We start from the raw sequence: 23,168 nt of genomic DNA on the forward strand, positions 1-23,168 counted from the left end.
TTGATTATTCACTCGGCCCTACTTGCTTACCAAAGACCGCTTTTTCTAAATTTGAGATACGGCGCAGCATGTCATAGTTAGACGCAACCGGCTGTGCCGGTTTAGCAGGTTCCGCAACAGGTGCAGGCTCGCAACGCAATGAGTCATTTTCTTTTTGAAGACGTTGGATTTCTTTCATCATTTTTTCATAATCCCGGATGACCACGTCTAAAAATTGATCAACTTCTTCTTGCGAATAACCTCGTAGTGCCGTTTTAAATTCTTGTTTATAAATTGCTTCTGCCGTTAATTCGGTTTGCATCATATCACTCCCATTGTTGTTCCCATTGTTTTTCTTCCTCGATGACACGTAAATCTTCCTGTGTGATGAGAAAGACCTCCGTAGTGGACTTTCGCCGAGCCCCATCGACTAAAAAGCGGGGACTTCCCTCCGTTTCTTCGTCGTATAAGGTAATCAATCCTTCTGCTTTGTCTAAAAAGAATGCAGTTTTAGCGCGTAGTTGACTCGGATCTTCGTACGGCCGCTGTGTCAACGGTTCAAAAAAGTCCGCTTCAAGTTGCAGCTGTGCAAACAATTCCTGTTCGAACGGCTTATACCGTTCAACCATATTTAAGAACGGAGGAAATACTGCAATTTTAATCGGGTACGTTTCTCTTAACTCTAACAATACTTGTCCAGCCCATAATTCACAACCATTCGTTCCACTAAAAATAAACCACTCGGCGCCCAGTTCGATGACTTCGAGTATCTTTTTACGATAAGCTTCCTGAATGATTTCAATTCCTGGATGGTCCGCTTTAAAGATGCCCAGTTCATGAGGACGATATCCTGTAACGGCTACTACTTTCATAATCGCTTCCTTTCTAGACGGGCACGGCGATGTTCTAGCTCGTCTTTCTCTCGTACAATCGTTTGACGCAAAACCGTACGTTTTTTTTCGAGCAGTTCCATGGCCCGCTCCGTATAATCAATCGCGAGTTCCACGTCCTTTTGCTTGTGCTCTGCATACTTGGCAAGTTCGACATAGCCTTCGACCGTCTGCAGCGACTCAAATAACGGGATTGCTTGCTCCATGCGACCCGTTCGCTTCAATAACATCGCTTGTCGCATGACGGCTCGCTTCGAAGGACTCGAAAGTTGTTCAAACTCTTTGAGTGCACTTTCCTGTTCCCCAAGGTCATGTAACCAATGCGCACGTTCTTCTCCGAAATCTGTCTCGGGAGTCGTGACGAGTTGACTGAGTCGTGTGTAAAGAGAAACAAGGCTCAAACAGTCCGCATGATGGTGCTCAAGGACCGGCGATAGTATCTCTGGGTTCCGTTCTTTGACGTACTGAAAATAATGCATCGGGGCTAAAAAACCAGGTAAATCGTCTGTCCGTCCGTGACCGAAATACGTTTCAACTGCTTTGAGCGACACCGATTCTAATCTCGGTTTCAACAACCGTCTTGCAGCATGTAGTAGATCAACATGCCCGACGGAAGGCAATGCTTTTACCCGTGATTTGACAAACGTATGTCTCGTTTTGATTTGTGGCCAGTCAAAGGACTTCCCGTTATAAGTGACGAACCGCACCTCATCTCCGATATCCTGTAAAAAATGATAGTAAAAAGCAGTTTCAAAGGCAGGATGAGGCAAGACATATTGAATCATTTCAAGTTGATCCGCTTGAATTCTCGCGAATCCGATTAAAAAAATCGACGTCCCAGACCCACGCAACCCGGTCGTCTCCGTATCCATAAACAGGACTTGTTCAGGCTCTAGGTCGACCGTAAAGAAAGGATGCTCGGTTCGATGCATCATAATTCTTGCATCTCCGAACGCAAAGTCGTGGTACATCTTATCAAGCGGATACGTAGTTCGGAGACGAACACACCATTCTCCTTCGAACGTTAAAATTTCCCCACCCTGTTCAATCCATTTTTGCTGCTCCACTTCATCAGGTGAGGAGACGCGTGATGGTTCAACAGGTTCTTTCGTTTTAATTAATCTAGATAACTTTGCTTTCATAACGATCCTTTCAATGCTTGTAACTGACGGATGACTTGCTGTTTGAAGTCCCCGTATCCAATCATACCGACACAGCGAGGGCATCCGCTCTCACACGGACAGTCGAATACCGTTCGTTCCGCTGCTTCAAGTACCTCGTCTGCATCTTTATAGAGTGCCTCACTAAGACCGATGCCACCCGGATAGCGGTCGTATAAATAAACGGTCGGTTTAGTCGTGTGAGTCGACTTCATTTGAATGGTTGTAAATAAATCGAGCGTATCACACATGAGATAGAGCGGCGCAAGCCGTCTGAGTAAATCACTGACCGCTTCAAGTTGATCTTCGAGATCAGCCTCCGAATAGGCAAAGCGTTCATCCAATGTGAACCATGTCGCCGTCGTATGCAGTTCTCGCTCCGGAAGATGAATCGGGCCAGACCCGATATTCTCATGCGTCCCGAACTTGATTTTTTTAAAGAGCGTGGCCATCGCGATGACAGAAACTTCTCCGAACGTTTTCACACCATCTGTCTTGTTCTCTTCTAGCACTTTTAATTCCACGGCCAAATTCGCATCCGTATAGTAATCAACATCGACTCGGCGTACAAATGCCTTTTTTTCTTCAAAATCTAACTTCTCGACTTGATACTGCTCGGCACCATGCAAATAAATCGCCTCATCGTGCAATAGTGTCATCGCACTGAACGTGTCCATTTCGCCGATCACTTGATGTTTTGCGGTTTGATCGACAATGACAACATTTTCTTGATCGCTCGTCCGAAGCGAGATGTCATGCGCTGGGAAGGAATCCGTCATCCAATAATATTTATCGGCCCGCTCATGTAACACTTGTGCATCCGCTAAAAACTCTAAAATATCTTCCGGGTCGACCGTCCCGAACCGTTCACTTTTATGAAACGGCAATTCGAATGCGGCACATTTCATATGGTCGACTAAAATAATGAGGTTGTTCGGGTCTAAACGGGCAGCTTCCGGTGAACGGTCTAAAATCATATCTGGTTGTTCGACGACAAGCTGGTCAAGGGAAGAAGATGATGCCACAAACACCACAAGCGACTCCGAATGACGTCGTCCGGCCCGACCTGCCTGTTGCCATAGCGAAGCGACAGTGCCTGGATAACCATTCAGGACACACGCTTGCAATTGACCGATATCAACACCAAGTTCTAGAGCATTTGTTGAAACAACAGCTTTTATTTCACCATTCCTTAAGCGCCGTTCAATCTCACGGCGTTCAGACGGAAGATACCCCCCTCGATAGCCGACAATCGATTTTGGACCAAGTTCTCGTCGCGTCAGTTCCTGTAAATAAGTCAATAATACCTCGACACGTACACGTGATCGGGTGAACACAATCGTTTGAATGTTCGCTTCCACGAATTTTGAGGCGATGCGTTTCGTCTCGAGCGTCGCACTCCGACGAATCCCAAGCGCTTCATTGACGACAGGTGGATTATAGAAGACAAGATGTTTCTTACCTTGTGGTGCGCCGTTCCGGTCAACCAATACAACTTCTTCTTCCGTTAACAATTCAGCAAGTTCACGCGGGTTCGCGATAGTCGCTGATGTCATAATCCATTTCGGATGACTTCCATAGTAGGCACAAATTCGTTTTAAGCGGCGAAACACGTTCGCCACATGACTGCCGAATACACCACGATACGTATGCAACTCATCGACAACGATGTATTCTAAGTTTTCGAATAGACGAATCCACTTCGTATGGTGTGGTAAAATTCCCGAATGTAACATGTCAGGATTGGTAATAACAATATTCCCTGCATCTCTAACTTTCGTGCGGGCGGCCGGAGATGTATCTCCATCATACGTGAAGCATCGTAAGTTGCCCTCGAGTGCCTCGACCATCTCCATTAAATCACTATTCTGATCTTGGGCAAGGGCTTTTGTCGGATACAGATATAGTGCGCGTGCAGTCGGTTTTTCAATCATCTTTGACAAGACAGGCAAGTTATAACAGAGCGTCTTACCAGAGGCAGTAGGCGTTACAATCACAGTCGAATGACCGGCAGCCGTTTGTTTCACAGCTTCAGCTTGGTGCGTGTACAGTTGCTCAATTCCCCGACTTTTCAATACGTTTGTCAATTGTTCTGGTACTTGCTCCGGGATGGGCGCATATTGTGCTGGGCGCGCATCGACCGTATGCCAATGTCGTACGTTTTTCGCAAAGCTCGGGTCTTCTTTTAATTCTTGAATCATCTCTTCAACGGAGCGTGATTTCCGCATCAATTCACCTTCTTTAGTTAAGAGTTTGAAGGTGCAAGTTCTACTACGACTTCTCGGATATGATTAATCCGTTCATCTCGTATCATTCTCGATACAGCGGGCATGTGAAACAAAGTCATGCTTTGAAACGTAGCGGCAACATGCTCATTTTCTTCTTCAAGACGGGTCAGCGCGTCTTGAAACAGACGTTGCGTTGACCGCCCAAATAAGACAATGGTATGTAGTTTCGTACATTTCGAATGAACCGCTAAAAGATGTTTCGCATAGCGTTGCACCGTTTTATAGTAATCTTCGTCTGTCGACAACGTTTGGCGATTGCCACGAAGTAAGTCAGGATAATATGATTCCTCGCCCGTAAACATCGTTTCGACACCGATTCTTTTTACATAAGAATGTCCAGTCGCCTTAGCAACCGATCGGTCTTGGATGAGACGTCCGAATGGAATCGACTCTTTTAACAGCAAATGTGAAAGCTTCAGTCCGAGATGTCCACCAAGAGGCACTCCAAAATCGTCGTCTTGCAGTCGATCAATGACAAATAACACTTTCATCTTGCGTTTTAAAGAGAGTTGAACCATGTGTCACCATCCTGTTCCCTTTCTTTTCATTATAACAAAGTCGCACGAAAAACAGGGCGCACAATGTCGCCCTGTCCTCCTTAGTTATCAGTGTTGTCAGAATTGCCGTCCTCACGATTCGTGTCAGGCGATTCTTCATTCGATTGACCTTCTAACGGAGCTCCTGAATCCTCTCCATCAGTCGGCTCGTCGGTTCCTTCATCAGTGTCATCATCCGTCGCTGGTTCGTCAGGATTTTGTCCGTCAGTGGTGTCTTCGTTGTTTCCGTTACCATTGCCGTTGTTATCTTCATTCCCGTTGCCGTTGTTCTCGTCTGACGGGTTATCTTCATTGCTCTCGTCTTCAGAAGGATTTTCTTCCTCCTCTTTTGGTTCTTCTTTCGGTTCAATCGAGTAGGTCGCTTGCGCTGGTCCGGATTGCTGTTCACCCGTCAACGGGTTCGCGGCGTTCGCCACAATCGTGAACGTCGTCTCACCTTCAGGCAAGTTTGTAATATCCACACTCGTCTCACCTGTCGTACCCACGACTTTTTCAGTGCCGTCAGCAGATTTCTGCGTCACTGTGAACGTGATGTCATTATATCCGTCCGCTTTCACAGCGTCGAAATCATATGACCATGAGACTGAACCAGATTGTGAATCTATATCATAGTTGACGATTGCGCCCGTAGGAGCATCCAATTTCTCTGGTTGAAGGTCTTTCGGTTTCGTCCCTTTTACATAGAGCTCATTGCCAAGTGATAAAACGGAGTCCGGACGCTGGAAACGGTCTGGTTGTCCCGTCGCATTCGTCACTTGTTGCATCATATACTCGAAATAGTATTGAGCGTAGTCTGGATCAAAAGAAGCGACTGTCGACTCTTTCGTTTTTCCTGTCCACACAGAAATCGAGTAATCTGTGGAGTAACCAGTAAACCATTTATCTTTCGGGTTTGTCGAGTTAGGCTCGTTCGTTGTTCCAGTTTTACCGGCTACGTCCCAAGGAAATGCACCTGGGACATATGTTCCACCTTCAGCACTGACGACGTCACGGAGCATATCCGTCAACATGTATGCTGTATAGTCTTCCATCGCTTGCTTCGCTTTGATTGGAGAGTTGATACTTGAACCGTCATTGAATTCAATCTTTTGAATCAAATGAGGTTTCGTATACATACCGTTTGCGCCAAGTGTTGCGTAAGCAGCAGCCATCTGTGTCGTGCTCGCTTCGGCAGTACCAAGTGCGTTAGACTCATTTAGTTGATCTCCGGAATAAGAAGGCTCAATACCAACGTTTTTCACGAACGATTCGATTGCATCTTGTCCGTATTCATCACGTACTTCTTGGAATGCACGAACAGCTGGCGTATTCGCAGAAATTTTCAAATATTGACGCATCGTATTTGGACCACGGAAACCAGTGTAATAGTTGTTTGGACTGTACGTACCTTCTAACTCGGCGTCAAGCAATATTTTCCCCGTCGACCATTGTCCGTTTTCAATTCCTGGACCATAGTCGAAGAACGGTTTCGCCGTCGATCCAATTTGATATTTTTCATTTGAGTAGTCACGATACGTCGTATCACCTTGTTTCGCTTGCTGGCTATCGACGATGGCGACAATCTCACCTGTTTTCGTATTGAGTACGGTCGCACCCATTCTCAAGTCCTCAGGGAAACCATTTGTTTGTAAATTGACGTTGTTCGATTTAATGTCGCTATTGATTTTTGTATGCAACTCTTTATTGATTGACGTATACACTTTCAGACCTGTGCCATAAATATCTGACTGGTCAAGCCCATAATCATCTTCTAACTCTTGAAGCACACGTGAGTATATCGCACGCGTGAACGCTTCCTCTTCCGTCTCTTCACCCGGTGAGATGACGTCAGCAATCGCGACATCAAGTGCTTCGTTATACTGTTCTTCAGAAATATGACCGTCTCGTTTCATCGCAGACAAGACCTGTTCCTGCCGATAACGTGTCAACTCCTGGTCACCATTGATTGGGTCATAGGCGCTCGGACGTTGTGGAAGACCTGCGAGGATGGCAGCCTCCTGATAATTGACCTCAGAGACTGGCTTGTTGAAGTAGCGTTTCGATGCGGTTTGAACACCGTATCCACCACTACCATAGTAGTTTTTGTTCAAATACATTTCTAAAATCTGTTCTTTCGTATACTCACGTTCAAGTTTGAGCGCAAGCCACTGCTCTTGAAGCTTACGCTTCAACTTCTTGTCTGTTGAAAGAAACGACTGTTTCACCAACTGCTGCGTGATGGTAGATCCACCCTCTGCACCGAAACCGTCAGTCAAGTTGGCCACAACTGCACCACCGATTCGACGCAAATCGATTCCGTTATGTTCATAAAAGCGACGATCTTCAATTGAGACGACCGCTTGTTGCATCACTTGTGAAATGTCGTCGATGGAGACGTACTCCCGAATTTGACCGGCACCTTCGAGCGGTTCACCTTCAGCCGAAATCAGCTGAATTGGATACGTATCAACGAGTTTTTCTTCGTCAAGCTCTGGTGCCGTCGCAATCGCATATACGGTATATGCTCCAAATGCAATGACTGCTGCAATAAATAGCATGAAACCTAATAAAAAGATGCGTTTCCACATCGGTTTCTTACCTTTAGTCTTTGGTTGTTTACCAGTTTTTTTACGTTTATTCGTCGTCGAATCTTGTCGACGTGCGACCCTACTTCGCTCCATTCATGGTTCACTCCTTCTATTCAATCGAGCCATTGATCGAGCACCGTCAAATAATCAATCGACGGTAAGGCTCTCGTCGGAACTTCAATCGCGTCCTGTTCAATAAAACTGAGCGGAATCGATTTTCGTCCCGTCAGTCGTTGTTCCCACCACTGAACAAGTTGTTCCGTGGTCAATACATATTGCGTATTATAGCGACTAAAGCGGATGATGACAAAACAAATCCCTCCGTGACGTTCACACTCGCGCATATGTTCAATCTGATGTTCATGAAAATTTCCGAGCGGAAACGACGTCTTATTATTCGTTTCTTTCGCTTCAAAGTCAATGTACTTACCGCGATACACTCCGTTATAGTCGGTCGTGGATGCCTGCTTGAAATAGGCTTCCGTCACTTTAGCGGCACTGCGCTTCGGATAGTCGACTTTGACAATTTGTAACGGTGTCGGTTTCTTATGAATGACAGCTCGTTGATGAATCCGATAGAATTCATTCGTTTCATTTAACAACGTCTCTAAATTCATTCCGCGATTCGCATAGGTTGGAGAATTCGATACTTCTCTCGAAATTCCTTCCCCCTTTGGTTCCTTTGTCACTTTTGCTTTCTTACCGTTTGGATAATGGAACAATGTCGTCACCCCATACATACATATTAACAGGTCGGTCCACTCGTTCCTTCCGTCTCAGGTCTGATTGTCGACTTCTGTCGGTCGACACTTGTGTGGATTTACCGCAACACATATCGTACCAAACTCCCGTATGTTAAACTAGTATGTAAGCGATTGTGTATCCAAATTGAAAAGCTCTCGTCACGTAAGACCCGATTGTTTCTCTATGATAATAGCACCTCTTCTGTTTAGCCAAGATTGTACATCGATAAACCTAATTGATGTCATTCTGAAAAAAAGTGTGCAATTTCTGTGCAATTGATTGACCGTATCACCATTTGGAAATAAAATAGGTAGCTTAAAAAACGTAGACGTTAAGCCGTTTTGGAGGGATTGGATGGAAAGTGGAAAGAAGTATGTCATGTTCGTCGATGAGACAGGTACACCGAAAGGCAACACACAGTTCAATTTGACTGGTGTTCTGATGGAGTACAAATATTCAATCGATGCGGATGAGACTGGATTACCTTGTGTATTAAAGCGACGCCTTCAAGCGTTTAAGCGAGATGTTTTTAAAACCGAACAGATCCCGCTACATCTAAAAGAAATTTTAAAGGCTGAACATCCTTATGGAAAAGAAGACGGCATCACAATCGACATGTTGCGTGATTTTTGGGATAAACTACCTGATTTTTTACGTGGCATCGATTGTACAATCGTTAGCGTCGAGGTCGATAAGCAGAAATTACATGATTTTTACTCGACGCCAAAAGATCCATATGTAGTCGCCTTTGCTCATCTCATGAAATCATTTTATGCTTTTTTAGAAGAAACAGAAGCAGTCAGTGCTCGTGTCGTCCTCGAATCTAGAGATGATTACCAGAACTTATTGATTCAAAAAGCATTTTTCGATATTTTCAACTCGGGTACGGTCCATCTCGATGTCGAAAAAAGTCGTCAAAAGATTAAAGGATTCATCTTCTCTGAGAAGCAGAACACAATGTATCAATCCGGTCTAGAGATTGCAGACCTCGTCTGTCTCCCGTTGTCACGTGTTCGTCGAGGTGTGATTGAGGTAAAACCACGGTTCGTCCATTATGGGGACGAGAACCGAATTTTCAAAGCGATTAAGGACAAAATTTACATTCGTAAAGAAAGTCCGGACCAAGACTTCCGCAACTGGGGCTTCAAGAAAGTACCCATCACGAAAAAGCGTCGTGAATGGAGCGACCACCCTTGGAATCATTAAATCGAAAATGCATCGACACAGAACGTGTCGATGCATTTTTATGTGGTGACTTTCGTCGATTTCATCCGTTTCTTACCTTCCCGGCACATATGAAGCAGCGGACATGTCTCACAAGCCGGTCGCTGCGCTTTACAATGGTAGCGTCCAAAGAAAATAAATTGATGATGAAGTTGCGACCACTCATCGCGCGGGAACTTTTTCATCAATGTCTCTTCAACTTGACGGACGTTATCTTTCCAACGACAGATACCGAGACGTTTCGAGACACGCTCTACATGTGTATCTACCGCAAATGCCGGTTCATGGAAGGCGACTGACAAGACGACGTTAGCCGTTTTGCGGCCGACACCTGGAAGTGCCTCGAGTGACGTCCGGGCTGACGGCACAATCCCGTCATGCTCGTTCACGATTTTCTCAGAGAGCGCCTTCACATTCTTCGCTTTATTCCGATACAGTCCAATGCGTTTAATCAACGTCTCAATCTCCGAAACTTCTGCTGTAGCCATCGCTTCAACAGTCGGAAACGCTTCAAACAAACCTGGTGTCACCTTGTTGACTAGGGCATCTGTCGCTTGCGCAGATAGCGCGACAGCGACTACTAATTCGAATGGATTTTGATGCGTCAATTCGCAATGTGCATCCGGGAACATTTGCTTCATCGTGTCCGCTATTTCTTGCAGCTGAACTCTCGTCAACATCACTTATTCCTCCGTTGATATTCCACGACATCCTCGAGCGATTCGACTTGGTGATCCTGCCAAACACGTAAGATTTTGTCCATGTATTTGAAATTTCGCACATTCCGTAATTTCGCTTCACGGAGTGCCGCCATGATGAGTTCTTCACTGAAACCATCCTCCGTCATCCATCCGACGATTTGTTCAATCTCAAACGGGGTGATCGTCCCGAATTCCCGTTCGAATGTATGAATGATGTTTTCATTCAATGTCTGTTGCGGCGTAATCTTCTCTTCAGCTTGCAATGCCTCGAAAAGTGGTAGCAAACTATATCGCTCGCTATTACTTGATGCATCGATTGCAATCAATTCTTTTTGCAACAGCCCAAGTAGCACTGACCGGGCCTCATTTTCCGACACATTCAACCGTTTCCCTAACTCGCTCGGAAGAGGCATGACGATGCCTTCACCAGTCATTTCGAGTAGATGAACGATAAGACTGAACTCAATCGGTGACAAATCGAGTCGTCTTGCATCGGTAAACAGTTTTCGCGGAATGACGACCGGACTTTGCTCGAATAATTGAATCAATTGATGTGCATCCATGTCGCACTTCCTTTCTAAGACACATCAATCGGGGAGGACATGACGTCTTCCCCGATTAATCGTTAAGGGTGGATTCGGTTTAATAGACGTGGGAACGGGATCGCTTCACGGATGTGCTCGATTCCACTAATCCAAGCGACCGTACGCTCGAGTCCGAGTCCGAAACCAGAATGAGGGACCGAACCGTATTGACGGAGTTCGAGGTACCAATCGTAAGCATCTGTTTCGTCAAGACCTTCTTTGATGATCTCTTCTTTTAGACGATCGTAGTCGTCCTCACGTTGAGATCCCCCGATGATTTCTCCATATCCTTCTGGTGCAATCAAATCTGCACACAGAACGAGTTCTGGGTTTTCCGGGTCCACTTTCATGTAAAACGGTTTGATTTCTTTTGGCCAGTGCGTGATGAATACTGGTTGATCGTGTGCGTTGGCAATCGCCGTCTCATGTGGTGCACCAAAATCGTCGCCGAATTCGATATCATCGAACCCTTCTGATTTTAAGAATGTTATTGCATCCTCATAACGGACACGTGGGAATGGTGCCTTCACTTGCGCCAATTTTTCAAGGTCACGTCCGAGAAGTTCAAGCTCGTTCTTACAGTTCGTAAGCGCTGATTGCGCAATGTATGAGACGTATTGTTCTTGAATCTCGAGGCTCATGTCGTGATCGAAGAATGCCATCTCTGGCTCAATCATCCAGAACTCGATCAAGTGACGACGTGTTTTTGATTTTTCCGCACGGAACGTCGGACCGAATGAGAATACTTTACCGAGCGCCATTGCAGCGGCTTCCATATACAATTGACCCGTCTGCGAGAGGTAGGCTGATTGACCGAAGTAGTCTGTCTCGAACAACTCTGTCGTGCCTTCCGGTGCACTGCTCGTAAGGATTGGCGGATCGATTTTGACGAATCCTTCTTTGTTGAAGAATTCATATGTCGCACGAATGATTTCGTTACGAACTTTCATGATCGCGTGTTGGCGACGTGAACGGAGCCATAAATGACGATTGTCCATCAAGAATTCCGTTCCGTGCTCTTTTGGTGTGATTGGGTAATCCACTGACTCCGCAATCACTTCTAAATCTGACACTTCTAACTCAAATCCGAGTGGTGTACGTCCACCATCCGATTTGACGTTACCTGTTACCCATACAGAAGTCTCTTGTGTCACGCCTTTAGCGAGGGTGAACAATTCTTCAGCAACATCAGCTTTCACGACGACTGCTTGAGCAAATCCGCTCCCATCACGTAGTTGGAGGAACGCAATCTTCCCGCTTGATCGTTTGTTAGCAATCCAGGCCCCTACACGGACCGTTTGGCCTTCATAGTCTTTAAATTGGTTAATCGAAATTGTTGTCATGTTCATTTCCATCCTTTCGCTTATCGAGCGCGCTTCGTAACGAAGTCTTCTACTCGATCGAGCGCTTCTAAAACGCGTTTTAATTCAGTAGCATATGATAATCGTACGTAATCGTCTTGTCCAAAACCAGAACCTGGCACGAGTGCCACGTTCGCCTCTTCGAGAACAGCCTCACACCAATCATCTACTGTATCGTATCCGCTCTCTGTCGCGGCAACTTTTGCATTGGCATATAAGTAAAATGCGCCTTGCGGTTTCAAACATGTGATTCCAGGGATTTTGACGAGACGATCATAGACGATTTCAAGTCGTTCTTCAAACGATTGACGCATCATTTCCACATCATCCTGTGGGCCGTTATAAGCTTCCACTGCAGCCGCTTGGGCGAGAGACGTCGGGTTCGACGTCGAATGTGAAGCCAAATTCGTCATCGCACCAATAATTTTAGCATCACCAACAGCGTAACCAATCCGCCATCCCGTCATCGCATGAGACTTCGATACACCATTGATGATGATGGTACGTTCGCGCATATTTGGGAGTGTGGCAATCGATACAAATTCCGCATCACCGTAAATCAATTTTTCATAAATCTCATCGCTCACAACGAGAAGGTTGTGTCGAAGAACGACATCGGCGAGTGCCTGTAGCTCTTCTTTCGTATAAATCATTCCCGTTGGATTCGAAGGACTGTTTAAGATAACGGCCTTCGTGCGAGCTGTAATCGCATTCTCGAGTTGATTTGGCGTCAATTTAAATGACGTCTCTTCATTCGTATCGACTAGGACAGGCTTTCCGTCCGCCAATTTGATTTGTTCTGGGTAACTGACCCAATACGGTGTCGGGACAATCACTTCGTCCCCTTCATCTAGAATGGCTTGGAACAAAGCATAAAGGGCATGTTTCGCACCAGAAGCGACCATCACCTCGTTGCGTTCGAACGACAATCCACTATCGCGTTTCGTCTTTTCGATGATGGCATCTTTCAACGCGACCGTCCCGCCAGATGGCGTGTATTTTGTATCCCCATCTCGAGCCGCTTGACAAGCAGCATCAATGATTCGTTCCGGAGTATTGAAATCCGGCTCACCCGCCCCAAGACCAATGACATCTTTGCCCGAAGCCTTGAGCGCCTTTGCTTTAGCTGTGATTGCTAACGTTGTCGATGGCGTAAGTTGTTTCACTCGTTTTGCTAATAGATGATCCATCATAATCCCCCTCTAATTCGTCACATTTGATCATTCAGTTGAACACGTCGAATAAACTCTCCGGACTGTAGCGTATAGTATGAGTACGTATAAGATGCATCTGCTTTTGTAACCACTTCGATGAGTGCTCGCTCGTCGAACCCATATTTACAGCTGACAAGTTGTCCGCCAGTTTCCTCGATAGAACGTGCGCAGACGTCTTTCGCCTTCACTTCACCGAATTCACGTTGCTCAATCTCTAGTTTGTCATCAAGTGGAACAAACCAAATAGAATTCCCGTTTTCTTCTGAAAAAACAACATACGCATCCGTTCCATTGAACAGTTCTCCCTGTTCCACTTTCAGGTTAGGTGCCTCTTCAGTGAGACGATTCGTCGCTTCCTCGACAAGTTGTTCCTTTTGGTTTTCTGTATATCCAATCGTGAAGCGATACATCAAACTAAAGACAAGGACGACACCAATCAGTGCCGTCAGTAACGAGACGATCCATTTTGTTTTTCTTGTCATTCTGTACGATAGATGGTGAAGACCATCTCTTCTTTCTTTGGATCATTCACTTTCTTCTCAAGTGAAAGTCCGAACATCAAATCTTGACTTTTTAAAGTACGATTCAATAAATCGACAATCTTATAGACGTCCGCCGTCGGTTCGATGCGTACGCTCGCAAGCGTCTCGATATTCGAATTCATATTGATTCCTCCTCCAAAACACTATACGTATCATTATAAAGCGATAATATCATGATGCCTAGCGTTATCTATCATTTCGTGTTACAGACTTTTCTTTCTCATCTAAGAACAATTCCAACTCAGACAGAGAGGTATCTAACGTTCCTTCGATTCGATCAACTTTTGGCAAACTATTGATAAACTGTTTGCCATAACGGGTCGTCTCCACACGACGATCAAATACAAAAATCGCCCCGTAGTCCCCTTTTGATCGAATCAATCGACCGATACCTTGTTTAAATCGAATGACGGCTTGAGGGAGTGATAGTTCAAAGAATGGCGATTTCCCTATCGACTCAATTTTTTCTGAACGGGCTTGCATGATAGGCTGATCCGGTGGGGCGAATGGTAGTCGAACAATGACCAGGCACGTCAACGCCTCTCCCGGAATGTCGACACCTTCCCAAAAACTTGCTGTCCCAAAGAGAATGGATTGTTCCATCCGCTTGAACTGTTTCGTCAATCGGCTACGAGAGCCTCCGCTGACACCCTGTGCGAGGAGCGTATAAGACGGATCGAGGTGATCTTTTACTTGTTCGTAAGTCAAACGTAACAACTCATTCGATGTGAAGAGGACAAGCATTCGTCCTTTTGTCACGTTCGCAATTTGAACAATCGATTGCGCCGTCTGGTCGACAAACTGTGCAAGCGGTACATCGTTAATCAACGGGAAGTCTGATGGGATAAACAACTTGGCTTGTTCTTTAAAGTTAAACGGTGAAGGTAATACGACTCTGCGGATTGGCTCACCTTCTAACCCGAGCCGTCGCTCCATAAAACTAAACTTACCAGAGACCGTCATCGTCGCCGATGTTAAAATCGTCGGTCTCTTCTTAAACAGCCGTTCATGTAACAACGGTCCAATTTCAACCGGTTGCGTATATACCGAGGTCAACTTTCGGTTACCTAAATTCAACTCGACCCAACTGACTGCATCATCGTCTCGTGTCAACATTGTTTCAAAGATGACACTCTCAAGTTCTCGAACATCCCCGATTAGTGTTTTTAAATCACCTAAGAGCGCGCGTTGTTTAAACGTCATGTGCTCTTTACGTTCATCAAGGAGTCGATGCAAATGCCTAAGTGACGTTCTGAGCGTCCGAAGCTTGTCCTCTAATCGATTCGCCACCTCACGAATCGGGCTGAACGATGAGCTTTCCCGTTCAAAACGAACCGTTTGTCGTGGTTCTTTTTTCTTCCCTAACGATTGAAGCGCCGTCAGGATGTCTTCAAGTTCTTCTTCGACCTTGGCGAGTGATGAATCAATCTGTTGGCTAAACGCTTCCGCCTCTTCGGTGACGGATGTCAAGTCCGCCAGCTGAATGATGCGAGAATGGAATTTCCCATCCGCGCCATATCCGAACCACTTGAATAACCGATCAAATTGGATAGCGTCAAACGTTACACCAAAGTGATGCGAAGCTACTTCTTCGACTTGATGCGCCTCGTCTAGGACGAGTGGTGTATCGGTTGGCAAAATACCTGCCTGATGTTGTAAGTCGGAGAACAACAAAGCATGATTCGTTACAATCAAGTCTGCTTCTTTTGAGCGAAGCACAGCTTTTGTGAAAAAGTCACGACTATACCATGGGTCAAATCGACCGAATTCACTCGAAGCATCGGCTTGAATCAAACGTTTGAACGAGGCGGGACCTTGCGTCGCAGATCCTGGAAAGGAGAGCTCTTCTAAATCTCCAGTCTCCGTTTCCGTCAGCCATACGAGGACCATCGCTTTACACATCGCTACCAAGAGTCCGTCATTTGATTCATCTAGTATCATCTCAAACTTACGTAAATCGATATAGTTTCGTCTTCCTTTTAAAAGTGTAAATTCAATCTCAGGAAAAATTTGGCGAAGTACCGGTAAATCTCGATTTAGTAATTGTTCTTGCAATTGTATCGTATGCGTACTAATAACAACTGGTCTTTTCGTCTCGAGTGCATGATGGGCACTCGGAATCAAATACGCCAACGTCTTCCCGGTCCCGGTTCCGGCTTCAACCAATAACGTCTCCTCGTCATCTAACGCTTTATAGACGTGTCGCATCATTTCAAATTGACTTTGTCTCGGCTCGAACTGCTCAAAAAGTGACGGGAGCGTCTCTTCAATCGTGCGAAGAAGGAACGGTTCAAACGGTTCGCGATCTTCAGCCGGAACAAATTCGTCTGTCGGTCGATGTAGCGCAATTTTTCGATGAATATCAAAGCGTGACTCGTCGTCCGGTCGAATCCCAACCTCTAAAATCAATTCATCAAATAACGGTTCGATGTGGCTTGTCCACGATTCAGACAAGACGCGAAGTTTCTTCAATGTCACCATAGGTAAATCGCGTAATCGGTCGAGCATCCGGATGAAAAGCTCGGCTGTCGCGTCGGCATCACTAAGTGCCCGATGCGCGTCTGTATGTATGAGGTTAAATGTATCGGATAATGCTTCTAGCGCATGGCTCTCCAATGTCGGATAAAGAATACGAGCCAATTCTACCGTATCAATCGCTCGTCCTTGAAATGGAAGATACCCAGCTTGTTCAAGACTCTCGTTTAAAAAAGTTAAATCAAAAGCGACGTTATGCGCGACAAATACCCGACCATCTAACATCTTCCAAATGTCGGGAATCACATCTTCGAATGTCGGTGCATCACTTACGTCATCATCACTAATCGTTGTTAATTGCGTAATAAAAGGTGGGATTGGTCGACTCGGTCGAATCAAGGTGCTGTAGCGCTCAATCACTTCACCATCTCGTACGACGACCGCTGCAAACTCAATCAATTCATCACCGGACTTAACGGAATGTCCCGTCGTCTCTATATCCACAATCACATACGTGTCCATAACATCCATCCCATCTTAGGCACGCTCGTGCTTTCTATCTGTCTCATCTTACCATAGAATGAACGACGAAAAAACGGGGGTGCCTCTGTCGACACCCCCGAATAATTCACAAAATTGTATGGGCAATCTCTTCGTAAAGAAGTTGATCTACCTCGTTTTGCTTGTTCAATACAGCAACTTTTGGACGGTGCGTATTTGCCTCTTCCGCAGTCATTTGACCGTACGCCATGATAATGACGACATCACCGACTTGGAAATGGCGTGCTGCCGCTCCATTCAAACAAATCACACCAGATCCACGTTCTCCTTTGATGACATACGTCTCAATGCGTGCCCCGTTATGGTTATTTGTGATGTGCACATGTTCATTTTCCATGATGCCTACAGCATCCATCAAATCCTCATCGATTGTAATCGAACCGACGTAGTGTAAGTTTGCTTCTGTCACCGTTGCCTTATGAAGCTTAGCGTGCATAAATGTTCGAATCATTGGATTCACCCCTTCTTCCAAATCACATTATCAATCAATCGGGCCCGTTCAAACTGAACGGCCACCGCAAGTAGTAGTTCATCTGAGTCGTTTGAGGCAATACCGAGTGTCGGATAATCGACGAGTTCTACATAATCGATTTGACTGTTCGGAATCTCGTTTAATCGTACGGTCAGTTGTCGTTTCACTTCTTCAATCTCAAGACCTGCCTCAAGCGTTTCTCTTGCTGCCCTCAGCGCTTTAAAGATTAGACTCGCCTCTTCTTTTTCGATGTCAGACAAATACACGTTTCGAGAAGACTTGGCAAGTCCTGTCTCCTCACGAATAATCGGGCAACGTCGAATCTCGACCGGCACAAAGTAATCTCGGACATAGCCTTCAATGAGAGCTACTTGCTGGGCATCTTTTAGACCGAAGTACGCACGTGTCGGTTGAACAAGATTAAATAATTTAGAAACGATTGTCAATACACCATCAAAGTGACCAGGACGACTCGCTCCGCACATTACGTCAGCTCCCTTTCGAATGGAAACGCGTGCCATATCGATTGGATACATCGTTTCCGTCACCGGATAGAACAGAAGGTCGACACCTGCTTCTCGAGCCAACTTTTCATCTCGTTTAAAATCTCGTGGATAACGATCGAGGTCTTCGTTCGGACCGAACTGAGTCGGGTTAACAAAGATACTCATGACAACAAAGTCATTTTCGCGACGCGCATTTTCGACGAGACTCATATGACCTTCATGTAAATAACCCATCGTCGGAACAAAGCCGATGGTTTTATTAAACGGTAAAGCGTGACGTAATTCTTCGACAGTCGATACAATCTTCATCATTTTCCTCCATACAACGAGTCGAGTAGTGACTCATCCATCGTGAACGTATGGCGTTCAAGCGGGAAGTGACCATTCTTCGTCTCTTCGACATAAGAACGGATGGCATCAGTCGCCACTTCACTCACATCCGCATACGCTTGAACGAATTTAGGGAGACGATCGACTCCATATTTCAAGACGTCATGGTAGACGAGGACTTGGCCGTCGACATCCGCTCCCGCACCGATTCCGATGACAGGAATCGTCAATTCTTCCGCGATTCGTTTTGCCAATTGATGAGGGACACATTCGAGAACGAGCATCTTCGCACCAGCCCGTTCAGCATCTAAGCTATCACGAAGGAGCATTTCAGCAGCCTCGAGAGACTTTCCTTGTACTTTATATCCTTCTAGCACCCCAACCGATTGAGGCGTCAATCCTAGATGGGCAACACAAGGCATTCCTACTTGAGTGAGACGTTCAATCGTTTGAAGTACTTCACCGGCACCTTCTAGTTTGATGGCATCCGCATGGCCTTCTTGGAACATGCGAGAAGCTGCTTGAAGCGTCCGATCAAAATCTCCATGATATGTCGCAAAAGGCATATCCACAACGACGAACGTATTTCGTGCTCCACGGCGCACTGCTTTCGAATGATGGAGCATATCTTCCGTTGTCACGGGGATTGTCGAGTCGTAACCGAGGACGACCATACCGAGTGAGTCGCCGACTAAAATCAAATCTACCCCAGCCGCCTCGGCAAGTTTGGCTGATGGATAGTCATACGCCGTCAACATGACGAGCTTTTCCTGCTCATTCATCTTTTTTAATAACGAAGTCATCGTGTGCATGTGTTTCTCCTCCTAAACGTGGAGACAGGAAAGAATAAACGCCTTCTTACACGATTGGCAAGAAGGCGCACGAAAAACAAATTCATGGTTTTCATGAGTTAGTGTCCTTCTGTCCCTGTCAAAATGATCAAGGCAGACAACTGAATGTGACAGTCTGCAAGCGCGGTACACTTCAAGAATCGATAGCGTCCGACACATTAAGTATAGACGATGGTCTCGCTTTCATCAATCATTCCACACTGCAATTTCTGCAGAGTAAATCGATTCAATCTTTCCTTCTTCTTCAAGAAGTAAAGCTCCTTCATCGGAAATACCTCGCATTACGCCCGTGCGAGTTGTTCGGGAAGCATGTATAGTAACCGTTTCATTCAAATAAGCAGCATGTCGCATCCAATTTGTGCGAATCGGCGCAAATCCTGACTCGAGGAATTGATCGTACTCGATTTCGAGTTCTGTTAATAGGTCGGCTAGTATCTCGCTTCGATGATATTTTGTCTCGGTCTCTAGATAGAGTGAGCTGGCCCGGTGCGCTAGCTCTGTCGGTATTTCTTCACCGTTTACATTTATCCCAAAACCTAAGATGACCGCCTGGATACGATCGCCTTCCGTCTGCATCTCTGTCAAAATGCCGCCAATTTTCTTTCCATTCATCAGTAAATCATTCGGCCATTTGATTGTCACATCGATATTTCGGTTGTTGAGCGCCCTTGCGAACGCACTTGCTGCCATCAAGGTCAATTTCGACGCATCTCGAATCGGCAACTCCGGTCTCAGGATAACGCTCGCCGCAATATTAACATGCTTCGGATTATGCCAGTTACGACCAAGTTGCCCACGACCCGACGTCTGTTCTTCGCTGATGACGAGCGTTCCTTCCGTCACGTGTTGTTGTGCGAGTTCATGCGCAATTCGTTGTGTCGTATCGACCTGATCGAACGCATGGACGACTTGACCGAAACGTCCTTTACGAAACGAGACAAAGGCTGGCTCATCAAACCGATCACTCTGTTCAAGCAATTGATATCCTTTCCTTGGAATGGTATGAATCGCATATCCGTCTTGTTTAAGGGTTTCGATATGTTTCCAAATAGCGGTACGTGAAATATTTAACTGACGTGCCAGCTCTTGACCGCTCCATACTTCACCGTCTTGTAATAATGTCAGGACACGCCCGCGCGTTGAAGCCATCGTTTCGCCTCCTCTTTCAATACAGTCTCGTGGTTCGGCACCTCTTGTAAGACGACACGCTGTTCAAGGTCGGCCAACAGATGCTTGATCGTTTCCCCTCTCGCCCCGAGTTCAAGGGCATCTCGTCCGTTAAACATCATCTCTTTGCGTGATTTCATCGGAAGCGACTGTTTCAGTTCGTGGCTACGGTCACTTTCTCCGTTCATTCGGAAATAGGTCGAGAGCGTGTGTTCGTCCGTCAGATAAACGGTCATCGTATCAAGTCCCACCTCACATAATCGTGCAAGCGTACGTGCCTCTCGTTTAATAGTGTTAGATCGTTTCCACGGCAGAAGCCAATCCTCGTCTTTCGCATGATAGATAAAGAGCGCCCATCCACTGACCGCATTCACCGGTGTTCGCACGTCTTCCTGTACACATCGCATCAGTTCTGTCGAAACGTTCGGTAAGTAGTGATGAATACCGAGCTCAATCATTTCACCTAACGCCCGTCTGTAGGCAGGACCGGTCAACAGTTTTTCAAATTCGATTGCGATGCGCTCCATCGCAATGTGTTCGAGCCTGTGACCAAGCCTATTCGCTGCGTGGCGCAACTCCTCATGTAACGTGAAGTCGAGCTGCGACATAAACCGGAGTGCACGCATAATGCGTAGGGCGTCCTCTCCGAACCGCTCGTATGGGCTTCCGACCGTCCGGATGATTCGTTCCTCAAGGTCATGTTGACCACCAAACAAATCAACGACTTGCCCATCATTTAATGCCATCGCGTTCATCGTGAAATCACGACGCAACAAATCTTCTTCTAGCGACACCCCTAGCGCGACATGGTCGGGCCGTCTCGAATCCGAATACGAGCCTTCCGAACGGAATGTCGTCACCTCGAACGGGTGATGATTGAGAATGACGGTGACCGTTCCATGTTCAATACCGGTCGGGACTGCTTTCGGGAACAGCGTCATTACCTCTTCAGGAAAAAGTGAGGTCGCCAAATCAATATCGTCTGGCAAACTCCCGAGCACATAATCGCGTACGGCGCCACCGACAATATAGGCTTCACCGCCATGGTATTCAATTGTTTCGATGATTTTTTTTGCATATTCCCATTCTGTCATGATGTCACCACCTGTTCATACAAACGCTCATATTCGGTCACGATGTCTTGCGAGGCAAAGCGTCGGGATTTCTCTAATCCGTTCTGGCTGAAGCGTTCTCGTAGCGAATCATCTGTCAACATACGTTGTATCGCCTCTGCGGCCTGTGTCACATCTCCTCTCGGTACGACAAAGCCGTCCTCGCCATCTGTGATCACTTCTGGGAGACCTCCTGCGTCACTTACGACTGACGGCACGCCTGTCGCCATTGCTTCGAGGGCGACGAGACCAAACGCTTCTTTATCTGATAACAAAACATGGACGTCACTTATTGCGAGAAGAGCGGCGACTTGTTCTTGCTTTCCTGCAAAAATGACCTGGTTTTCAAGCCCCATCTCTGCCACGAATCGACGCATCGCCCCCATCAGCGGACCGTCACCTACAAGCAATAGCTTTTTGTTCGGCACATCTATTTGGTCGAATGCTTCCAAAACCAGGTCGACTCGTTTGACAGGACGGAAGTTCGAGATGTGGATGACGACCCGGTCCTCTTTCGACAAGCCGTATCGTTCCCTTAGCGTCGGGTCGAGTTGAGGCGTATAGACCGATTCGTCGATAAAGTTGTGAATGACTCGAATCGGTAAATCACTCGCAATCCGCTCTTCAGTCTCTCGCTTCAAACTGTGTGACACGGCCGTAATCGCGTTCGATTGACGCAATCCGTATAAAATGGCAGGTTTCAATTCCTCATCCTCACCAAGCACCGTGATGTCCGTTCCATGTAACGTCGAGACGATTGGAGTCTTCACCCCTGCCATCTCACGACCGAGCGCTGCACATACGGCGTGCGGTACCGCATAATGGGCATGTATGACATCGAGCCCGAACGTTTGGATGACACTTGCGATTTTCGCTGAAAGCGTCATGTCGTACGGTGGATAACGGAAGACCGAATATTGGTTGATCTCGACTTGATGGAACGTAATATTCGGATGGTAGGCGTTCAGACGAAACGGCATGCTACTCGTGATGAAATGGACGTCATGTCCCCGATCTGCGAGCTTCATCCCGAGTTCTGTCGCCAAAATCCCCGAACCACCGACTGACGGATAACAAAGAATCCCGATTGAATACTTCATGCAAGATCACCTGCTTGTTTCACGACATATGGTCGAACACGTTTTAATCCTTCCGCGTATGCCACACCGATCAAACTACCAAAATGTCGTTCGCGGGCGACGACTCGTTCTACGTACGCGTCAGTCAAAGGTGTCTGTACCCCATCCACGGGTGTGAATTGACTCGCATAACACTGTAACGCCTGTTTTTTCACTTCAATCATGTCACTAATATCCACACACACATCCGGCTCTGCGTATGCATTAATCATGTACTGATATACACTTTCCGGACGGTATGCGTCGAGATCAGGTAAGTATTTGCGGATGCCTGCATTAAACAGCGCCTCGGTCACGAGGTGTGCGCAGGCCGCATGATCCGGATGACGATCAACCTCATAGGGATACAGCAAATGAGTCGGGCGCTCATTGCGAATCAAAGAAACGATGGCTTTTAGTTGTTCCTCACTTCCGTCGATTCCTCGGTCTTTGAACCCTAAATTTACACGGCGTACACCTAACACCGAATTTGCTTCCCTCGCTTCTTGTTGTCTCATTTCGACATCTCCATTAGAAGACAACTCCGCTCTCGTCAAATCGACATAAACGACTTCAATCTTCTCTTTCGTCCATTGGGCGGTCATGCCGGCGATCCCGATTTCAATATCGTCTGGATGTGCCCCGATGGCTACTACTTTCATTTACATCACCTCTTCTTTGAAAAGTATAGCCGACTCGTTTCTGAATGTCATATGTTCAGGCTAGTCAACTGAACTGTTTTTCGAGTACTCTATCTAAGGGGAG

At 46.3% G+C, this 23,168-nt stretch carries 22 protein-coding genes; 1 reads left to right on the forward strand and 21 read right to left on the reverse strand.

The annotated features are described in order from the left end of the window. Positions 1 to 4: 4 nt before the first annotated feature. The 7 genes from gpsB to recU all read right to left on the reverse strand — a co-directional run bounded on the left by gpsB (position 5) and on the right by recU (position 8,181). Positions 5 to 301 (reverse strand): cell division regulator GpsB, encoded by a 297-nt coding sequence (gene gpsB / locus KNO76_RS00450; protein ID WP_483297381.1) that lies wholly within the window; start codon positions 299 to 301, stop codon positions 5 to 7. Between the two features lie 4 nt (positions 302 to 305). Continuing rightward, positions 306 to 851 (reverse strand): SLOG family protein, encoded by a 546-nt coding sequence (locus KNO76_RS00455; protein ID WP_214881389.1) that lies wholly within the window; start codon positions 849 to 851, stop codon positions 306 to 308. Continuing rightward, the gene (locus KNO76_RS00460; protein ID WP_214881392.1) at positions 848 to 2,011 is read right to left on the reverse strand and encodes a ribonuclease H-like domain-containing protein; all 1,164 of its coding nucleotides are present in this window, start codon (positions 2,009 to 2,011) and stop codon (positions 848 to 850) included. The genes KNO76_RS00455 and KNO76_RS00460 overlap by 4 nt, the downstream gene beginning before the upstream one ends. Next, positions 2,008 to 4,257 (reverse strand): DEAD/DEAH box helicase, encoded by a 2,250-nt coding sequence (locus tag KNO76_RS00465; RefSeq protein WP_214881395.1) that lies wholly within the window; start codon positions 4,255 to 4,257, stop codon positions 2,008 to 2,010. Before KNO76_RS00465 ends, KNO76_RS00460 begins: the two co-directional genes overlap by 4 nt. A gap of 17 nt (positions 4,258 to 4,274) precedes the next feature. Next, positions 4,275 to 4,835: a hypothetical protein gene (locus KNO76_RS00470; protein ID WP_214702195.1), complete on the reverse strand. Its 561-nt coding sequence runs from the start codon at positions 4,833 to 4,835 to the stop codon at positions 4,275 to 4,277. 80 nt (positions 4,836 to 4,915) lie between these two features. Next, positions 4,916 to 7,534, reverse strand: a complete 2,619-nt coding sequence (locus tag KNO76_RS00475) for a transglycosylase domain-containing protein (RefSeq protein WP_214881398.1) — start codon at positions 7,532 to 7,534, stop codon at positions 4,916 to 4,918. 20 nt (positions 7,535 to 7,554) lie between these two features. Next, positions 7,555 to 8,181 carry a Holliday junction resolvase RecU gene (gene recU / locus KNO76_RS00480; RefSeq protein WP_026826142.1) on the reverse strand — a complete coding sequence of 209 codons (627 nt, stop codon included), beginning with the start codon at positions 8,179 to 8,181 and terminating at the stop codon, positions 7,555 to 7,557. Between the two features lie 358 nt (positions 8,182 to 8,539). Between recU and KNO76_RS00485 the strand changes: the two genes are divergently transcribed. Next, a complete protein-coding gene (locus KNO76_RS00485; protein ID WP_034771101.1) occupies positions 8,540 to 9,391 on the forward strand; it encodes a DUF3800 domain-containing protein in 852 nt (283 codons plus the stop codon). A 38-nt stretch (positions 9,392 to 9,429) separates the two neighbouring features. Here KNO76_RS00485 and nth read toward each other — a convergent pair whose 3' ends face one another. The 14 genes from nth to bshB1 all read right to left on the reverse strand — a co-directional run bounded on the left by nth (position 9,430) and on the right by bshB1 (position 23,065). Then, positions 9,430 to 10,089: an endonuclease III gene (nth, locus tag KNO76_RS00490; protein WP_214881401.1), complete on the reverse strand. Its 660-nt coding sequence runs from the start codon at positions 10,087 to 10,089 to the stop codon at positions 9,430 to 9,432. After that, entirely contained in the window at positions 10,089 to 10,673 is a 585-nt protein-coding gene (locus KNO76_RS00495) for a DnaD domain-containing protein (protein ID WP_026826145.1), read from the reverse strand. The genes nth and KNO76_RS00495 overlap by 1 nt, the downstream gene beginning before the upstream one ends. A gap of 62 nt (positions 10,674 to 10,735) precedes the next feature. Beyond that, the gene (gene asnS, locus KNO76_RS00500; protein WP_026826146.1) at positions 10,736 to 12,037 is read right to left on the reverse strand and encodes an asparagine--tRNA ligase; all 1,302 of its coding nucleotides are present in this window, start codon (positions 12,035 to 12,037) and stop codon (positions 10,736 to 10,738) included. A 20-nt stretch (positions 12,038 to 12,057) separates the two neighbouring features. After that, a complete protein-coding gene (locus KNO76_RS00505; RefSeq protein WP_214881405.1) occupies positions 12,058 to 13,245 on the reverse strand; it encodes a pyridoxal phosphate-dependent aminotransferase in 1,188 nt (395 codons plus the stop codon). Positions 13,246 to 13,265: 20 nt separating this feature from the next. Further along, positions 13,266 to 13,751 carry a hypothetical protein gene (locus KNO76_RS00510; RefSeq protein WP_214881408.1) on the reverse strand — a complete coding sequence of 162 codons (486 nt, stop codon included), beginning with the start codon at positions 13,749 to 13,751 and terminating at the stop codon, positions 13,266 to 13,268. Further along, positions 13,748 to 13,933 carry a YpmA family protein gene (locus KNO76_RS00515; RefSeq protein ID WP_015881492.1) on the reverse strand — a complete coding sequence of 62 codons (186 nt, stop codon included), beginning with the start codon at positions 13,931 to 13,933 and terminating at the stop codon, positions 13,748 to 13,750. The genes KNO76_RS00510 and KNO76_RS00515 overlap by 4 nt, the downstream gene beginning before the upstream one ends. 64 nt (positions 13,934 to 13,997) lie before the next feature. After that, positions 13,998 to 16,808, reverse strand: a complete 2,811-nt coding sequence (dinG, locus tag KNO76_RS00520; RefSeq protein ID WP_214881411.1) for an ATP-dependent DNA helicase DinG — start codon at positions 16,806 to 16,808, stop codon at positions 13,998 to 14,000. Positions 16,809 to 16,914: 106 nt separating this feature from the next. Next, complete coding sequence (gene panD, locus KNO76_RS00525) at positions 16,915 to 17,298, reverse strand: aspartate 1-decarboxylase (protein WP_214881414.1); 384 nt, start codon at positions 17,296 to 17,298, stop codon at positions 16,915 to 16,917. Positions 17,299 to 17,303: 5 nt separating this feature from the next. Continuing rightward, positions 17,304 to 18,134: a pantoate--beta-alanine ligase gene (gene panC / locus KNO76_RS00530; protein ID WP_214881418.1), complete on the reverse strand. Its 831-nt coding sequence runs from the start codon at positions 18,132 to 18,134 to the stop codon at positions 17,304 to 17,306. After that, positions 18,134 to 18,967, reverse strand: a complete 834-nt coding sequence (panB, locus tag KNO76_RS00535; protein WP_026826152.1) for a 3-methyl-2-oxobutanoate hydroxymethyltransferase — start codon at positions 18,965 to 18,967, stop codon at positions 18,134 to 18,136. Before panB ends, panC begins: the two co-directional genes overlap by 1 nt. A gap of 225 nt (positions 18,968 to 19,192) precedes the next feature. Further along, positions 19,193 to 20,155, reverse strand: coding sequence for a biotin--[acetyl-CoA-carboxylase] ligase (locus KNO76_RS00540; protein WP_026826153.1), 963 nt, complete (start codon positions 20,153 to 20,155; stop codon positions 19,193 to 19,195). Beyond that, on the reverse strand, positions 20,128 to 21,267 hold the full coding sequence (locus KNO76_RS00545) for a CCA tRNA nucleotidyltransferase (RefSeq protein WP_214881421.1): 1,140 nt from the start codon (positions 21,265 to 21,267) through the stop codon (positions 20,128 to 20,130). Before KNO76_RS00545 ends, KNO76_RS00540 begins: the two co-directional genes overlap by 28 nt. Further along, entirely contained in the window at positions 21,264 to 22,385 is a 1,122-nt protein-coding gene (bshA, locus tag KNO76_RS00550) for an N-acetyl-alpha-D-glucosaminyl L-malate synthase BshA (protein WP_214881424.1), read from the reverse strand. Before bshA ends, KNO76_RS00545 begins: the two co-directional genes overlap by 4 nt. Then, the gene (bshB1, locus tag KNO76_RS00555; RefSeq protein WP_214881427.1) at positions 22,382 to 23,065 is read right to left on the reverse strand and encodes a bacillithiol biosynthesis deacetylase BshB1; all 684 of its coding nucleotides are present in this window, start codon (positions 23,063 to 23,065) and stop codon (positions 22,382 to 22,384) included. Before bshB1 ends, bshA begins: the two co-directional genes overlap by 4 nt. Positions 23,066 to 23,168: the final 103 nt, after the last annotated feature.

Source organism: Exiguobacterium sp. s101, assembly GCF_018617835.1.
GTDB lineage: Bacteria > Bacillota > Bacilli > Exiguobacteriales > Exiguobacteriaceae > Exiguobacterium > Exiguobacterium marinum.

Bases quoted from the DNA above. Each gene is read 5' to 3' on its own strand.
- panB (WP_026826152.1), bottom strand. From the start codon at position 18,967: ATGCACACGATGACTTCGTTATTAAAAAAGATGAATGAGCAGGAAAAG.
- dinG (WP_214881411.1), bottom strand. From the start codon at position 16,808: ATGGACACGTATGTGATTGTGGATATAGAGACGACGGGACATTCCGTT.
- panD (WP_214881414.1), bottom strand. From the start codon at position 17,298: ATGATTCGAACATTTATGCACGCTAAGCTTCATAAGGCAACGGTGACA.
- KNO76_RS00495 (WP_026826145.1), bottom strand. From the start codon at position 10,673: ATGGATGCACATCAATTGATTCAATTATTCGAGCAAAGTCCGGTCGTC.
- asnS (WP_026826146.1), bottom strand. From the start codon at position 12,037: ATGACAACAATTTCGATTAACCAATTTAAAGACTATGAAGGCCAAACG.
- KNO76_RS00455 (WP_214881389.1), bottom strand. From the start codon at position 851: ATGAAAGTAGTAGCCGTTACAGGATATCGTCCTCATGAACTGGGCATC.
- KNO76_RS00460 (WP_214881392.1), bottom strand. From the start codon at position 2,011: ATGAAAGCAAAGTTATCTAGATTAATTAAAACGAAAGAACCTGTTGAA.
- KNO76_RS00505 (WP_214881405.1), bottom strand. From the start codon at position 13,245: ATGGATCATCTATTAGCAAAACGAGTGAAACAACTTACGCCATCGACA.
- bshA (WP_214881424.1), bottom strand. From the start codon at position 22,385: ATGAAGTATTCAATCGGGATTCTTTGTTATCCGTCAGTCGGTGGTTCG.
- gpsB (WP_483297381.1), bottom strand. From the start codon at position 301: ATGCAAACCGAATTAACGGCAGAAGCAATTTATAAACAAGAATTTAAA.
- KNO76_RS00540 (WP_026826153.1), bottom strand. From the start codon at position 20,155: ATGGCTTCAACGCGCGGGCGTGTCCTGACATTATTACAAGACGGTGAA.
- bshB1 (WP_214881427.1), bottom strand. From the start codon at position 23,065: ATGAAAGTAGTAGCCATCGGGGCACATCCAGACGATATTGAAATCGGG.
- KNO76_RS00475 (WP_214881398.1), bottom strand. From the start codon at position 7,534: ATGGAGCGAAGTAGGGTCGCACGTCGACAAGATTCGACGACGAATAAA.
- KNO76_RS00545 (WP_214881421.1), bottom strand. From the start codon at position 21,267: ATGACAGAATGGGAATATGCAAAAAAAATCATCGAAACAATTGAATAC.
- KNO76_RS00465 (WP_214881395.1), bottom strand. From the start codon at position 4,257: ATGCGGAAATCACGCTCCGTTGAAGAGATGATTCAAGAATTAAAAGAA.
- KNO76_RS00510 (WP_214881408.1), bottom strand. From the start codon at position 13,751: ATGACAAGAAAAACAAAATGGATCGTCTCGTTACTGACGGCACTGATT.
- KNO76_RS00515 (WP_015881492.1), bottom strand. From the start codon at position 13,933: ATGAATTCGAATATCGAGACGCTTGCGAGCGTACGCATCGAACCGACG.
- nth (WP_214881401.1), bottom strand. From the start codon at position 10,089: ATGTTGACGAGAGTTCAGCTGCAAGAAATAGCGGACACGATGAAGCAA.
- panC (WP_214881418.1), bottom strand. From the start codon at position 18,134: ATGAAGATTGTATCGACTGTCGAAGAATTACGTCACGCTTTACCGTTT.
- KNO76_RS00470 (WP_214702195.1), bottom strand. From the start codon at position 4,835: ATGGTTCAACTCTCTTTAAAACGCAAGATGAAAGTGTTATTTGTCATT.
- recU (WP_026826142.1), bottom strand. From the start codon at position 8,181: ATGTATGGGGTGACGACATTGTTCCATTATCCAAACGGTAAGAAAGCA.
- KNO76_RS00485 (WP_034771101.1), top strand. From the start codon at position 8,540: ATGGAAAGTGGAAAGAAGTATGTCATGTTCGTCGATGAGACAGGTACA.